Annotated in this window: 14 protein-coding genes; 7 read left to right on the top strand and 7 right to left on the bottom strand. The window is 74.0% G+C overall.

Translation table 11 applies throughout. From position 1 onward, the window contains the following. The first annotated feature begins 250 nt into the window (after nucleotides 1–250). Together ACZ6S8_RS29750 and ACZ6S8_RS29745 are read left to right on the top strand one after the other, a co-directional pair. Complete coding sequence (locus ACZ6S8_RS29750; RefSeq protein WP_469460496.1) at nucleotides 251–988, top strand: enoyl-CoA hydratase family protein; 738 nt, start codon at nucleotides 251–253, stop codon at nucleotides 986–988. Further along, nucleotides 976–1,563, top strand: a complete 588-nt coding sequence (locus ACZ6S8_RS29745; protein ID WP_383916877.1) for a TetR/AcrR family transcriptional regulator — start codon at nucleotides 976–978, stop codon at nucleotides 1,561–1,563. The genes ACZ6S8_RS29750 and ACZ6S8_RS29745 overlap by 13 nt, the downstream gene beginning before the upstream one ends. Before the next feature lie 105 nt (nucleotides 1,564–1,668). Here ACZ6S8_RS29745 and ACZ6S8_RS29740 read toward each other — a convergent pair whose 3' ends face one another. After that, the gene (locus ACZ6S8_RS29740; protein WP_469460495.1) at nucleotides 1,669–2,775 is read right to left on the bottom strand and encodes a citrate synthase 2; all 1,107 of its coding nucleotides are present in this window, start codon (nucleotides 2,773–2,775) and stop codon (nucleotides 1,669–1,671) included. A 199-nt stretch (nucleotides 2,776–2,974) separates the two neighbouring features. Here ACZ6S8_RS29740 and pdxH point away from each other — a divergent pair, with 199 nt between their 5' ends. Both pdxH and ACZ6S8_RS29730 read left to right on the top strand, forming a co-directional pair. Beyond that, on the top strand, nucleotides 2,975–3,643 hold the full coding sequence (gene pdxH, locus ACZ6S8_RS29735) for a pyridoxamine 5'-phosphate oxidase (RefSeq protein ID WP_469460494.1): 669 nt from the start codon (nucleotides 2,975–2,977) through the stop codon (nucleotides 3,641–3,643). A 444-nt stretch (nucleotides 3,644–4,087) separates the two neighbouring features. Further along, nucleotides 4,088–5,413, top strand: coding sequence for a PAS domain-containing protein (locus tag ACZ6S8_RS29730; RefSeq protein WP_469460493.1), 1,326 nt, complete (start codon nucleotides 4,088–4,090; stop codon nucleotides 5,411–5,413). On the opposite strand, the gene ACZ6S8_RS29725 is transcribed toward ACZ6S8_RS29730, so the two are convergent. Both ACZ6S8_RS29725 and ACZ6S8_RS29720 read right to left on the bottom strand, forming a co-directional pair. After that, a complete protein-coding gene (locus tag ACZ6S8_RS29725; RefSeq protein WP_469460492.1) occupies nucleotides 5,410–6,723 on the bottom strand; it encodes a serine hydrolase domain-containing protein in 1,314 nt (437 codons plus the stop codon). The two genes, ACZ6S8_RS29730 and ACZ6S8_RS29725, sit on opposite strands and share 4 nt — an antisense overlap. A gap of 111 nt (nucleotides 6,724–6,834) precedes the next feature. Beyond that, nucleotides 6,835–7,590, bottom strand: coding sequence for an SIS domain-containing protein (locus ACZ6S8_RS29720; RefSeq protein ID WP_469460491.1), 756 nt, complete (start codon nucleotides 7,588–7,590; stop codon nucleotides 6,835–6,837). 392 nt (nucleotides 7,591–7,982) lie between these two features. Between ACZ6S8_RS29720 and ACZ6S8_RS29715 the strand changes: the two genes are divergently transcribed. Together ACZ6S8_RS29715 and ACZ6S8_RS29710 are read left to right on the top strand one after the other, a co-directional pair. Continuing rightward, nucleotides 7,983–8,675, top strand: a complete 693-nt coding sequence (locus tag ACZ6S8_RS29715) for a metal-dependent transcriptional regulator (protein ID WP_351274543.1) — start codon at nucleotides 7,983–7,985, stop codon at nucleotides 8,673–8,675. A 348-nt stretch (nucleotides 8,676–9,023) separates the two neighbouring features. Beyond that, nucleotides 9,024–9,956 carry an alpha/beta fold hydrolase gene (locus tag ACZ6S8_RS29710; RefSeq protein WP_469460490.1) on the top strand — a complete coding sequence of 311 codons (933 nt, stop codon included), beginning with the start codon at nucleotides 9,024–9,026 and terminating at the stop codon, nucleotides 9,954–9,956. Here ACZ6S8_RS29710 and ACZ6S8_RS29705 read toward each other — a convergent pair. Further along, nucleotides 9,947–10,144, bottom strand: a complete 198-nt coding sequence (locus tag ACZ6S8_RS29705; RefSeq protein ID WP_469460489.1) for a DUF397 domain-containing protein — start codon at nucleotides 10,142–10,144, stop codon at nucleotides 9,947–9,949. The two genes, ACZ6S8_RS29710 and ACZ6S8_RS29705, sit on opposite strands and share 10 nt — an antisense overlap. Next, nucleotides 10,141–10,989: a helix-turn-helix domain-containing protein gene (locus ACZ6S8_RS29700; protein WP_469460488.1), complete on the bottom strand. Its 849-nt coding sequence runs from the start codon at nucleotides 10,987–10,989 to the stop codon at nucleotides 10,141–10,143. The genes ACZ6S8_RS29705 and ACZ6S8_RS29700 overlap by 4 nt, the downstream gene beginning before the upstream one ends. 210 nt (nucleotides 10,990–11,199) lie before the next feature. Here ACZ6S8_RS29700 and ACZ6S8_RS29695 point away from each other — a divergent pair, with 210 nt between their 5' ends. Then, the gene (locus ACZ6S8_RS29695) at nucleotides 11,200–11,634 is read left to right on the top strand and encodes an ATP-binding protein (RefSeq protein ID WP_469460487.1); all 435 of its coding nucleotides are present in this window, start codon (nucleotides 11,200–11,202) and stop codon (nucleotides 11,632–11,634) included. A 38-nt stretch (nucleotides 11,635–11,672) separates the two neighbouring features. Here the strand turns inward: ACZ6S8_RS29695 and ACZ6S8_RS29690 are convergent, their stop codons facing one another. Next, the gene (locus tag ACZ6S8_RS29690; RefSeq protein WP_469460486.1) at nucleotides 11,673–13,316 is read right to left on the bottom strand and encodes a transporter; all 1,644 of its coding nucleotides are present in this window, start codon (nucleotides 13,314–13,316) and stop codon (nucleotides 11,673–11,675) included. After that, nucleotides 13,313–14,155, bottom strand: coding sequence for an ABC transporter ATP-binding protein (locus ACZ6S8_RS29685; protein WP_469460485.1), 843 nt, complete (start codon nucleotides 14,153–14,155; stop codon nucleotides 13,313–13,315). The genes ACZ6S8_RS29690 and ACZ6S8_RS29685 overlap by 4 nt, the downstream gene beginning before the upstream one ends. Nucleotides 14,156–14,244: the final 89 nt, after the last annotated feature.

Below are 14,244 nucleotides of genomic sequence, written 5' to 3'. Positions count from 1 at the left end.
TGGTGGTTTTCGTTCGGCGGGCGGGGCGGGCCCCCCCGGCGCGCCCCCCCCCCCCCCCCCCCCCCCCCCCCCCCCCCCCCCCCCCCCCCCCCCCCCCCCCCCCCCCCCCCCCCCCCCGAGCTGCCGCCCGGCACCCGCCCCCCGCCGAACCGCCGGCGGCACCCCGCATACCCTCCCCCCAGAGGACCCGCCCACCCGGCCCCACCCGGCCCACCCGGCCCCCGGCCCACCGACCCCCTCCGGAGGAGACATGGCCCCACTCGTGCACGCCGCCCAGGCGACCGGCGTCGCCACCCTCACCCTCGACTCCCCGGCCAACCGCAACGCCCTCTCCGCCGGCCTCGTCGCAGAACTCCGCACCGCACTGGCCGCCGCCGCGGCGGACCCCGCGGTCCGGGCCGTCGTCCTCACCCACACCGGCACCACCTTCTGCGCGGGCGCCGACCTCAAGTCCCCCTGCGACCCCGCCGACTTCCTCGCCCTGCTCCGGGAGGTCGCCGGGCTGCCCAAGCCCGTCCTCGCCCGCGTGACGGGCCACGTCCGGGCCGGGGGCCTCGGCCTGCTGGGCGTCTGCGACATCGCCGCGGCCGGGCCGCTGTCCTCGTACGCCTTCACCGAGACCCACCTCGGCCTCGCCCCCGCCGTCATCTCCATGCCGCTCCTGCCCCGGCTCGATCCGCGGGCCGCCGCACGCTACTTCCTCACCGCCGAGCGGTTCGACGCCGCCGAGGCGGCCCGCATCGGCCTGCTCACCCTGCACGCCGACGACGTCGACGAGGCCCTCGCCCCGGTCCTCGCCGGGCTGCGCAAGGCCTCCCCGCAGGGCCTGGCGGCCACCAAGGCGCTCACCGCCGCCGCCGTACGGGAGACCCTGGACCGCGACGGCGCCCGCCTGGCGGAGCTCTCCGCGGGGCTGTTCGCCTCCGCCGAGGCCCGCGAGGGCATCACCGCCCGCTTCGAGCGCCGGGACCCGTCATGGGCACTGTGACCGGCCCCAAGCAGGCCCGCAGCCGCGTCACCCGCCGCCACCTCCTGGAGGCGGCCGTCTCCTGCCTCGCCGAACAGGGCTGGGCGGGGTCCACCGTCTCCGTCGTGGCCGAGCGGGCCGGGGTCTCGCGCGGCGCGGCCCAGTACCACTTCCCGACCCGCGAGGACCTCTTCACGGCGGCCGTCGAGTACGTCGCCGAGGAACGCTCCACGGCCCTGCGCGACCTGTTCCACGCGGGCCCGGCCGCCCGCCCGGAGGTCGTGGCGGCCCTGGTGGACATGTACACCGGGATCCTCTTCCGGGCCGCCCTCCAGCTGTGGGTGGCCGCCTCCAACGAGGAGCAACTGCGGCCCCGTGTCTCGGAACTGGAAGCCAGGGTCGGCCGCGAGACCCACCGCATCGCCGTCGAGCTGCTGGGCGCGGACGAGTCGGTCCCGGGCGTGCGGGAGACCGTGCAGGGCCTGCTCGACATGGCGCGCGGCCTGGGCCTGGCCAACGTCCTGACGGACGACACGGCCCGCCGCGCCCGCGTGGTCGCCCAGTGGTCCCGGATCGTGGACACCGCCCTGTCCTGACCCTCCCGCACCCCGCACCCCGCCCCCCCCGCACCCCGCACGCGCGAGGGCGCCGCACCCCCGAGGGGGTACGGCGCCCGGAACGCGCGGAGCGGGGAGGGACGGTCAGGCGGTCGCGGCGATGTCCGCGTACCCCTCGATCTCGCGGGGGTCGCGCCCGCCCGGCCCGATGTAGCGGGCCGACGGACGCACCAGGCGGCCCGTGCGCTTCTGCTCCAGGATGTGCGCCGACCAGCCGGCCGTACGGGCACAGGTGAACATCGAGGTGAACATGTGCGCCGGCACCTCCGCGAAGTCCAGCATGATCGCGGCCCAGAACTCCACGTTCGTGGCGAGCACCCGGTCGGGCCGGCGCGCGTGCAGCTCCTCCAGCGCGGCCTTCTCCAGGGCGGCGGCCACCTCGTAGCGCGGGGCGTCCAGCTCCTTGGCCGTACGGCGCAGGACGCGGGCGCGCGGGTCCTCGGCGCGGTACACGCGGTGCCCGAAGCCCATCAGCCGCTCGCCCTTGTCCAGGGCCTTCTTCACGTACGCCACGGCGTCGCCGGTGCGCTCGATCTCCTCGATCATGCCGAGCACGCGGGACGGCGCCCCGCCGTGCAGCGGCCCGGACATCGCGCCGACGGCGCCGGACAGGGCCGCGGCCACGTCCGCGCCGGTGGAGGCGATGACGCGCGCGGTGAACGTGGAGGCGTTCATCCCGTGCTCGGCGGCCGAGGTCCAGTAGGCGTCGACGGCCTTGACGTGACGCGGGTCCGGCTCGCCCCGCCAGCGGATCATGAACCGCTCGACGACGGACTCGGCCTTGTCGATCTCCTGCTGGGGGACCATCGGCAGGCCCTGGCCGCGGGCGGACTGGGCGACGTACGAGAGCGCCATGACGGCCGCCCGCGCGAGGTCGTCGCGGGCGGTCCGCTCGTCGATGTCGAGCAGCGGTTTCAGACCCCAGACGGGGGCCAGCATGGCGAGCGCGGACTGCACGTCGACACGGATGTCACCGGAGTGGACCGGGATGGGGAAGGGCTCGGCGGCCGGCAGACCGGGGTTGAAGGCGCCGTCGACCAACAGGCCCCACACGTTCCCGAAGGACACGTGCCCGACGAGGTCTTCGATGTCGACGCCCCGGTAGCGGAGCGAACCGCCTTCCTTGTCCGGTTCGGCGATCTCGGTCTCGAACGCGACGACCCCTTCGAGCCCGGGTACGAAATCGGACATCAGGCGGCTCCTCAGATAGTGCGGATACGCGCGGCTCCCGCCGTATCCGCGGTCCGGCGCGGTCATCCCCGTTGATGCCCGGCAGGGCCGATGGTCACCCGTGCGGGGGTCCTCGGACCGGCCCCAAGATTTTGTCCGTTCCCGCTGGACTGCGGAAGCGTGACATACGGCACACCCCCGGCGGGCCCACTGCGGCAGGATGGCCCGCGTGACCGATCAGGACCTTGACCCCGCCGTCATGCGCAAGCAGTACCGCTCCGAGATCGTCGACGAGCAGAGCCTCGCCGGTGATCCCATGACGCAGTTCGCCCGGTGGTTCCAGCAGGCCGCCGACGCGCACCTCTTCGAACCCAACGCCATGGTCGTCTCGACGTCCACCCCCGACGGCCGCCCCAGCTCGCGCACGGTGCTGCTGAAGCAGTTCGACGAGCGGGGGTTCGTCTTCTACACCAACTACGGATCCCGCAAGGGCCGCGAACTGGCGGAGAACCCGCACGTCGCGCTGCTCTTCCCCTGGCACCCCATCGCCCGCCAGGTCGTCGTCACCGGCACCGCGGTCCGCGTCGGCCGCGACGAGACGGCGGCGTACTTCCGGTCCCGCCCGCACGGCTCCCAGCTGGGCGCCTGGGCGAGCGAGCAGTCCAGCGTGATCGCCTCGCGCGCGGAACTGGACCGCCGCTACGCGGAGCTCGCCGCCCGCTACCCGGAGGGCGAGCAGGTCCCGGTCCCGCCCCAGTGGGGCGGCCTGCGGATCACCCCGGACGCGGTGGAGTTCTGGCAGGGCCACGAGAACCGCCTGCACGACCGTCTGCGCTACGTCCGCGACGCGGAGGCGGGGACCTGGCGCGTCGAGCGGCTGTGCCCGTAGGGCCCGTGTCCGCCGTGGCGTCCCGTGTCCGCCGTAGCGGTCCGGGAACGCAGACGACCCGCGGGCTCGGGATCCTCTCCTGCAGTGAGAGGAGCCGGCCGGACGTGCCGGCGAGCCCGCGGGTCGGGTGACTGCTGTGGATTGGCGCCTGGCGATCCCGCCGGGCACCGCACTGGGTGCGTGCGACGACGGGCGCTTAGCCCGCAGTCACCTCACGCGTCCGGTTTCCGTACATTTCGGTAACCACCTCCCTTCTGTGTGGCACGAGCCTAAAACTCCGCCCGGCGGGGCACAACCGTTTATTTTCCGGAGCGTTCCGGCGCCTGGCCCGGGGGTCGAAACGGATCATTACGGGGTAATCGGGGGAACGCCGTGTGGGATGCGTCACGTTCCAGTTGAATGATCCGACGAGCCGCACACGCGAACACCCGCGGGGGGTGCCAGGTGAGTGCTTCCGGGCGTGACGAGACCACCGACGACCTGCTCGCAGCCCTGCTCGACGGGATGGACGCCGCGCTGTGCGCGTTCGACTCCGACGGCGTGGTCACCCACTGGAACCGCGAGGCCGAGCGGATCCTCGGCTGGTCCGCCGCCGAGGCCGTCGGCCGCAAGGGCTTCGCGGGGTGGGCGGCGCGGGACGCCGACGCGCAGGACGTGCAGGACCGGCTCATGGCCGCCCAGGACGGCCCGGGCCGGCAGGTCCACGAGTTCGCGCTGCTGACCAAGGACGGCGGCCGCGTCCTCGTCCGGACCCAGTCCGCCGGCGTACCGGGCGCCGACGGCCGGCCCGCGGGGGTGTACTGCGCCTTCAGCGAGGTGCACGCCCAGATCGACCTGGAGCGGGCCATCGCGCTGAGCGAGGCCCTCATGGAGGACGCCTCGTGGGGCGTCGTGCTCGTCGACGTCGACCTGCGCCCCGCCGTGGTCAACGCGCACGCCGCGCGCGCCTTCGCCGCCGGCCGCACCGCCCTCCTCGGCCGGCCGCTCGGGGAACTGCTCGCCCAGGGCGTGGAGGAGCTGGAGGGCGCCCTCCAGCACGTGCTCGCCGAAGGCGCGCCGCCCGCCCCCGTCGAACTGTGGGTGACGGTGCGCACGGCCGAGGGGCCGCGCCGGCGCTGCTGGCGGTGCGGGTTCCTGCGCCTGGCCTCGCCGCTCGCGGAGGAACCGGTGCCGCTGGGCGTCGGCTGGCTGTTCCAGGACGTCACCGAGGCCCGCCGGGCCCAGCTGGACACCGCGCAGCTGCGCTTCCGCTCCCACCAGCTGCACCGCGCGGGCCGGGCGGCCGCCGAGTGCGAGGACCCGGCCGAAGCGGCCGCCGTACGCCTGGACTTCGCCCTCGCGGGCTTCGCCGACCACGTGCTGCTCGACGTGCTCGACCCCTCCGCCGGCCCCGGGCGGCGCAGGCTCCTGCGGGCCGCCGCGTCGCCGCCGGCGCTGCCCGGGCCGGGGTCGATCCCCGTGCCGTACGCGACCGGGCACCCGGCGCTGCAGGCGCTGGACCGGGTCGGCTCCGTACGGGCCTCGGCCCCGCGCGGCGCCGAGGACGCGGCGTGGGCGCGGGCCCGCCGGTGGCCCGAGGACGCGGCGCACGCGCTGTGCGCGGTGCTGCGCAGCCGGGGCCGGACGCTGGGGGCGCTGACGTTCGTGCGCGGGCCCTCGCGCCCGGCCTTCGAGCGCGAGGACGCGGCGTACGCGGAGGAGGTCGCGGCCCGCGTCGCGGCCGACCTGGACCTTTCCGCCTCCCCCGACTCCCCGGACGAGGCTTCCTAGCGCTTGCCCTGGCCGACCTGGGACGGGGACGGCAGGCTCCACAGGTGGTCCGGGGTGATGATCTCGGTGACGGCCTTGCCGAGCGTGGTGCTGTACGAGCCGCCCTGGTCCATGTCGGAGTTGATCATGATCACCATCGTGGTCCTGTCCTGCGGCAGTTGCGCGGCGATCGTCTCGTAGCCGGGCAGCTCGCCGTTGTGCCCGAGCCAGCCGTTGACGTCGGCGATGCCGAGGCCGTACGAGATCCCGGGCACGCCCACCGGTTCCGTGCGCATCCGCTGCGCCTGGGTCGCGGGCGTCAGCAGCCGGCCGTCGACGAGGGCCGGGACCCAGGCGTGCAGGTCCTCCAGGGTGGAGATGGCGGATCCGGCGGCCCACGCCCAGGAGGGGTTCCAGTCGGTGGCGTTGGTGACGGCGCCGTTCGGGGAGAAGCCCGTGTACCCGTCGGCGTGCGGTTCGGGGAACGCGGTGCCGCTCGGCAGGGAGGTGTCCTTCAGCTTCAGCGGGTCGAAGACGTGCTGGCGGAGGTAGCCGTCCAGGGGCTGCCCGGACATCTCCTCCAGCAGGAGCCCGAGGAGGATCGTGTTGGTGTTGCTGTACTCCCACTTGGCACCGGGCGCGAAGTTCGCCGGGTGCGCGAACGCGTAGCCGAGGAGCTGGCGCGGGGTGAACTCGCGCTGCGGGTCGGCGCGCAGGGCGGCGAGGAACTTCTCGTCCTCGGTGTAGTTGAAGAGGCCGCTGCGCATGGAGGCGAGCTGGCGCAGGGTGATCCGATCGCCCCCGGGCACGCCGTCGACGTACTTCGAGATCGGGTCGTCGAGGGCGATGCGCCCCTCGTCGACCAGCTGGAGGACGGCGGTGACGGTGAAGGTCTTGGTCACGCTGCCGATGCGCATGAAGAGGTCGGACTTCATGGGGGTGCCGGACGCGGTGTCGGCGGTGCCGAAGGCCTTCACGTAGTCGCCGCGTCCGGGCATCCAGACGCCGACGATCGCACCGGGGATGTTGTCGCGCTTCATGGCCCCGACGATCGCCGCGTCGAGGCGGCGGACGGTGGCGGGGTCGAGTTCGCCCGGTACGGCGGCCGTGGCCGTCCCGGGTGCGGAGGCGGAGAGCGCGGGGGGCGCCGGCACCGCCGCCGCCCGGGCGGGGGCAGCGGGGGCCGCGGCGACGCCCGTCAGGAGCAGGAGCAGGGCGGCCGCCCCGGCCTGCAGGGCGCGCCGGCCGGTGTGCGGCGTGCGGCGCGCGTGCGGTGCGGGGCCGGCCGGGGGCGTCGTCGTGGCGGGCTTCGTCGCGGGGGAGGAGGGCATGCCGGGTCACCTCTGCTCACCGGGGCCCCGAGTGCCGTCCCACCATCGTAGGAACGAAAGGCCGTGCCCGGCGACCGGTCGGGTGTCCGACCGGCCCCCGCCGGTGCCCGGTCAGTGGCGGAAGAAGATCCGGTCGCCGTACTCCTGCATCACGCGGCCGTTCCACTCGTGGCCGCCGTCCACGTTGCCCGAGCGCAGCATCGGGGGCTCGATCCCGCGGGCGGCGAGCTCGCCGACGGCCGCCGCCACGACGGCCTGCATGATCGCGCTGGTCACGACGGTGGAGGCGGGGGCGAAGGGCGCGTCGATGCCGTCGAGGGTCAGCTCGGCGTCGCCGACGGCGATCTTGCTGTCGAGGACCACGTCGCAGTGGTCCTTCAGATAGGTGCCGGAGGCGTGGCGGGACCTGGTCTCCGTCGCGTACGCCACCGAGGTCAGGCCGATCACCTTCATGCCGATCGCGCGGGCGTTGACCGCCATCTCGACGGGCAGCGCGTTCCGCCCGGACAGGGAGATGATCACGAGGACGTCGCCCGCGGAGGCGGGGCTGCTGTCGAGGACGGCCGCGGCGAGTCCGTCGACCCGCTCCAGGGCGCTGCCCAGCGTCGCGGGCATGACGTCGATGCCGACGGTGCCCGGGACGGCGAGGAAGTTCATCAGGGCCAGCCCGCCGGCCCGGTAGACGACGTCCTGGGCGGGCAGCGAGGAGTGCCCGGCGCCGAAGGCGAAGAGCCGGTTCCCGCCGGCCACGGCGTCGGCGAGGAGAGTGCCGGCCTCGCTGATCCGCGCGGCCTCCTCGTCCCGTACCCGCTCCAGCAGACCGATGGCGGCGTCGAAGAACTGACCGGCCAGCTTGCTCTCGCTCATACGCCGATGGCCCTTCCGGAGGTGGTGGGGGAGTGGGGGTGCGTCGGTGTCCGCCGCTCACCGTGCGGTCTGGACCAAGGGTGTGTCAATACGAACGTCAATCCCGGTCCGAAAGGCTCCGGGGGATGTCCCGGGATGTCCGGGGACGGGCTCCGGGAGATCACCCGGGAGGCCCTCGGAGGAGGGCCCCGCGATCACCCCGCGGGGGTCCGGGAGATCACCGGGAGCCGTCCGCGGAGGCACCGGGGGAGCGTCCGGGGCGGCCCCGCCCGGGGAGCGGCGGGCGCTGCGGCGATGTCCCGGAGGGCCCTTGACGCCCGGCACGGGACGGTTGTCGGCCGGATGCGTCAGAATTGGGGGCAGGGCCAGCGCACGCAATCCGAGGGGCACGAATGTCCGGACTGATCGATACCACGGAGATGTATCTCCGCACCATCCTCGAGCTGGAAGAGGAAGGCGTGGTCCCCATGCGCGCCCGTATCGCCGAGCGGCTCGATCAGAGCGGCCCGACGGTGAGCCAGACGGTGGCGCGGATGGAGCGCGACGGCCTGGTGGCCGTCGCCAGCGACCGGCACCTGGAGCTGACGGAAGAGGGGCGGCGGCTGGCGACGCGCGTGATGCGCAAGCACCGGCTCGCCGAGTGCCTGCTCGTCGACGTCATCGGCCTGGAGTGGGAGCAGGTGCACGCCGAGGCCTGTCGCTGGGAGCACGTGATGAGCGAGGCGGTGGAGCGGCGGGTGCTGGAGCTGCTGCGTCACCCGACCGAGTCGCCGTACGGGAATCCGATCCCGGGGCTGGAGGAACTGGGCGAGAAGGCCGAAGCCGACCCCTTCCTGGAGGAGGGCATGGTCAGCCTGGCCGAGCTCGACCCGGGGACCGAGGGCAAGACCGTGGTCGTCCGGCGGATCGGCGAGCCGATCCAGACGGACGCCCAGCTGATGTACACGCTCCGGCGGGCGGGCGTGCAGCCCGGCTCGGTCGTGAGCGTGACGGAGTCCCCGGGCGGGGTGCTGGTGGGGAGCGGCGGCGAGGCGGCCGAGCTGGACGAGGAGATCGCCTCGCACGTGTTCGTCGCGAAGCGCTGATCCGGTCCGGCCGCGGCCGGACGACGGGACGGATTTCGGCCAGACGGACCGGAGTCCCCGGGCGGACGGTCTTCCCGAGCGGGCGGTCCCGGTGGAGAGGGTGGCGGTCCCGGCGCCTCGCGGCGCCGGGACCGGTCCTCCCCTGCTGACCTGGAGCCCCGAGCTCTCAAGGTCATCCCCTCGGACCGTCTTCCCCGATCGGCCCGCCTCCCTGTTGAAAGGATCTCCATCGGCAGGGGCGGCCAATCCTTGAGCAAGGTCACTCGAAAGAGGGGTGTTCACGCCAGGACCCCTGTTTTCGAATGCGGGTTCGATAGTCTGGCCGGGAGCGAAGGGGGTGCATCTGCGGTGGTGGAGCGCATCGATGTGACAGGGGCCGACGGTGTGCGCCTGGCCGCCTGGGAGTTCCGCGAACCGCACGCGGCGCCCCCGGCGCCCGCGGGCGGCGACGGTGCCACCGCGGCCCCCGCCGCGCCCCACGAGGACCCCGAGCGCCCCGGGGTCCTGTTATTGCACGGGCTGATGGGACGGGCCTTTCACTGGGCCGGCACCGCCCGCTGGCTCGCCGAGCGCCGCCGCGTGGTGGCCCTCGACCAGCGCGGGCACGGCCAGAGCGACCGCCCGCCCGCGGGTCCGGGCGTGCTGACCTCCCTGGGCCGCGAGGCCTTCGTGGCCGACGCCGAGGCGGCCGTCGAGCAGCTCGGCCTCGCCCCGGTGACCCTCATCGGCCACTCCATGGGCGCGCTCACCGCGTGGCAGCTCGCGGCCCGCCGCCCGGACCTGGTCGGAGCCGTGGTCATCTGCGACATGCGGGCCTCGGCCCTCGGCGAGGCCTCCCAGCAGGAGTGGGAGGACTGGTTCCACCGCTGGCCGCTCCCCTTCCCCACCCAGGACGCGGCCCGTCGCTGGTTCGGTGAGGACGACCCCCGCGTGGAGCGCCCCGACCCCGGCCGGGGCGCCTTCTTCGCCGAGGTCATGCACGAGGCGCAGGACGGCTGGCGCCCGCTGTTCTCCCGGCGCCAGATGCTGACGGCCCGCGAGACCTGGGTGCACGACGCGCACTGGGAGGAGCTGGCCCAGGTCCGCTGCCCGACCCTGGTGGTCCGCGGCCTCGACGGCGAGCTGGGCCGGGCCGAGGCCCAGGAGATGGTCCGGGTCCTCCCGGCCGGCCAGTACGCCGAGATCCCCGACGCCGGCCACTACCTCCACTACGACCAGCCGACGGCCTGGCGCGCGGTGCTGGAACCGTTCCTGGACGGGGTCCGGGCCGCTCAGAGCTGACGGCTCCGGACCGCGTCGAGCAACGCCCCCCAGGCGGCGGCCCCCACCCGCACGACCGGGCCGCCGCCCGGGCTGCCGGCGACGAGCACGCCCGCCTGCGAGCCGGGGCTGCCGGGGGCGGTGGCGACGTAGACGCAGGAGTCGCCTGATGCGCAGCGGGAGGACCGCCGCCAGGTGTACGGGTTCATGTCTGCCTTCCCATCTCGTGGGAGACGGCGCCGATGAACTCCCGTGACGCCTCGGGGTCGAGGGCGACGGTTTCCACCCGCTCGAACAGTACGCGGTAGTCCGCGAGTTGCCGTTCGTCGTCCAGGTACACCAGCCCGTGGGTCTGGTCGAGGTGGACGGTGTCGAGTGGAGGGACCGGCCCCGTCGCGTAGTAGATCGACTGCCCGGAGCCGTGCAGCGCGCCGGCCGTGAAGGGGATGACCCGGATGGTCATGTGGTCCAGTTCGCTCATGGCGAGCAGGTGCGCGAGCTGCGCGCGGGCGACCGTGCTGCCGCCCACGGGGATGCGCAGCGCCGCCTCGTGAATGAGTGCCCGGTAGGGGGTCGGACGTTCGCCGAACAGCACGGCCTGTCGTTTGAGGCGGAACGAGACCCGGTGCTCGATGTCGGGTGGGGTCAGGGTCTGGACCGCGTGCCGGAAGATCTCGCGGGCGTGCTCGGCGGTCTGGAGCAGCCCGGGAATGTGGGTGGTGACCGCACTGCCCAGGCCGTGTGCGTGATGTTCGAGCTCGGCCAGGTCCAGAAGCGGGCCCGGGAGGATCTCCCGGTACTCCTCCCACCAGCCGCGGCGGCGCTCGCCGGTCATCCCGGTCAGCGCCTCGACGTACGGCCCGTCCGTGCACCCGTACAGGTCGGCGAGCGCGCGGACCCGCTCGGGGCTGGCGCCGATCCGGCCCGCCTCCAGATTGCTGATCTGTGTCTGCCGGATCCCCAAGTGCTTGGCGGCCTCGGTCGCGTTCAGGCCGGACCCCTCGCGCAGTTTGCGCAGCTCGGCGCCGAAGCGGAGTTGACGCGCGGTGGGCATGCTCAACTCACCTTCCCGGGGCGGCTGTCACCCACATGAGTGGCAATGTCATTCATTACACAGAAGTCGTGAAACACGTTACCCGGAGCCGCTACTTTGGGCGCCTGGCCACCGCCTGGAAGTACCCCGCTCGACGGAGCGGCCTGGTCACCGGGCACCGCACGGCTCCACCGCACACAGTCCAACTCTCCTCCTCGATCGGAGACTTCCGTGGACGCAACCGTAGCTCCGTCCTGGGCCTACACCCTCCAACTCCCGCACGATCCCCGCGCAGCGGGAATCGCCCGCTCCACCGTGCGGGCGGTGCTCCGCAGTCACGCCATGCCGGGGCCGGCCGACACCGCCGAGCTCGTGGCGGGCGAGCTGGTCGCCAACGCCTACCGCCACGCCCACGGCCCCTGCGCCCTGCGGTTGCGGGCGACGGCGGCGGACCGGGTCCGGGTCGGCGTCTGGGACACCAGCCCGGTCATCCCGGCCCCCTTCGGCGGCGATCCCGCCGCCCCCGACCCCGCGGCCGCGCCCGACGCGGAACACGGGCGCGGGCTGATCCTCGTACGGCTGTACGCGGACCGGTACGGGGCGTTCCGCCTGGACGGGGCGCACGCGGGCAAGCTGCTGTGGGCCGAGTGCGGGTCCCGCCGGTGAACCCCGCCCCTGCGGCGGCGGCTTCGCGCGCCGTGCGGTCAGCCCTTGCTCACCGCCAGCAGGATCTCCGGCAGCTTCCGCGCCACCGTCGGCGCCGCCAGCCGCAGGCCCGCCCAGCTCACCAGGGCGCTCCAGGCCACCCCCAGCGGGAGCACGATCCAGGAGAGGCCCTGGTGGTCGGCCACGTCCAGGTAGACCGTCAGGGCGATCACCGGGGCGCAGATCAGCGCCGACACCAGCATGCCGCCGATGATGCCCATCCAGGCGAGGCCGCCCTGCCCCGGGGCGACGTTCTTGAAGGCGCCGTCCGTCGGGATCGAGTACGGGAAGCGGGCCGAGGCCAGCGCCCCCGTGCACAGCATGGAGCCCACCAGGGCCACCGCCATCCCCAGGCCGGCCGGGAAGCTGCCCCAGTCGTCGAGCAGCGCGGCCGTGACCGCCGTGACCAGCACCGTGTACGGGAAGGCCACCAGCCCCAGCGCGAGCGCCCGGGCCCGCAGCTCCAGGTAGGCGTCGCGGGGGGTCGAGATGGTCTGCGCGACCATCCAGAACGCGGAGGTGTCCTGCCCGAACTGGTTGTACATCTGGACGCCGAGCATGCCCGCGCCGAAGCACGCGAGGTACACGGAGCCGACGCCCTGGAGGGCGTTGACCACCGGGACGATCAGGCCGATCGCCAGCGCCGTCACCCAGGAGGCCTTGGTCTTCGGGTCGCGCACCACGTACCGCAGGGTGCGCTGCACGGCCGCGCCCGTCCGGCCCTCCGGCAGCAGCGACCACAGGCCGCCCGCGCCGCGGTCCTTCACGGGCCGCGCGGCGGCGATCGTCGAACCGTCGGGGCTGACCATCAGCTGGGTCAGGCTGCGCTCCCAGAACCACATCAGCAGCGCCAGCGCGCCGACGGTGAGCGCCAGCTGCGCCGCCGCCACCCCGTACGAGCCGTCGCTCACCGAGTCGACCATGCCCACCGCGGTCGCCGGCGGCAGCCACCGCACCACCGCCTCGACGGGCTCCAGCTGGGACAGGCCGCCCGCCTCGAACAGGCGCTGGCTGGCGAAGTTGGCCAGCTGCGCGCCGACCGCGATCAGCAGCCCGCTGAGCAGCGCCAGGTCGCGGCCCTTGCGGCTGGTCAGCAGCCGGACGTTGGCCGTGGCCACCGCCCGCGCCAGCGTCACGCAGCCGAGCACCAGGAGCGGGGCGCCCACGACCGCGGCCGCCGCACCGGCCGCGCCCCGCGCGACGGCGATGACCGAGCCGGCCGCCAGGCACAGCGTGAACAGCGGTCCGATGCCGACCAGCGAGGAGGCCAGGAGGGCCCGTACGAGAGGACGCGGGCGCAGCGGCAGCATCACCAGCCGGCTCGGGTCGAGCGTCTCGTCCCCGGTGGGGAAGAACAGCGGCATGAACGTCCAGCCGAGCGCCAGCACGGCGGCCAGCAGGACGACGACCGTGCCCGCGCGGGCGTGCCCGTTCAGCAGGGACAGGCCGAGGGTGGTGAAGAAGGCGACGACCAGGGCGAAGACCAGGGTGGTGATCCAGACGGCCTTGCGCTTCGAGGAGCCCTTCAGTCCGTTGCGCAGCAGCGACAGCTTGAGCCGGATGAACACCGGGGTCAGGGAGGCGGGTGCGGAGGCGGCGGGCGCGGTGACGGCCGCCGATGTGGCGGCGGCGGGCGCGGTCATCGGGAACCCGCCCCGGAACCGCCGCCGAGCCAGTCCAGGGAGTCGCCGGCCGCGTCGCGCCCGTGCGCGCCGACCAGTTCGAGGAAGGCGGCCTGCAGGGAGGGCGCGTCGCCCCGTACGTCGGCCAGCGGGCCCGCGGCCCGGATCCGGCCGGCGGCCATCACGGCCACCCAGTCGCAGAGCGACTCGACGAGCTCCATCACGTGGGAGGAGAAGACGACCGTGGCGCCGGACGCGGTGTAGCGCTCCAGGACTCCGCGGATGGTCTGCGCCGACACCGGGTCGACGCCCTCGAACGGCTCGTCCAGGAAGAGGACTTCCGGGTTGTGCAGCAGGGCGGCCGCCAGGCCGATCTTCTTCCGCATGCCCGTCGAGTAGTCCACGACCAGCTTGTGCTGCGAGCCCGCGAGGTCGAGGACCTCCAGCAGCTGGGTGGCCCGCTTGTCGGTCTCGGCCCCCGGCAGCCCGCGCAGCCGGCCCATGTAGCCGAGCAGTTCCCGTCCCGAGAGCCGCTCGAAGAGCCGCAGGCCCTCCGGCAGGACGCCGATCCGGGACTTGACCTCGGCCGGGTCCGCCCACACGTCGTGCCCCGCGACGACGACCCGGCCCATGTCCGGGCGGAGCAGCCCGGTCACCATCGACAGCGTCGTCGTCTTGCCGGCGCCGTTGGGGCCGACCAGCCCGATGAACTGGCCCGCGGGCAGTTCCAGGTCGATCCCGGCGACCGCCACCTGCTCGCCGAAGCGCTTCCAGAGGCCTTCCACCCGCACGGCGGACGGCGCGGTTCGCGCCCCGTCCGTCCGTTGCGTTCCACCCGTCGCATCAGCCTGGTCCGGCATGCGCCCGCCTCTCGTTCCGTCCCCGTCGGTCGTTCTTTCCTCACCATAGGAGGACGGGGAGAGGCCCGAGCAGTTACTTATGTCATGAA

The organism is Streptomyces sp. NPDC048461 (assembly GCF_055587105.1).
Note: the sequence above shows the minus strand (reverse complement) of the source record. Positions and strands in the feature narration are given on the sequence as shown.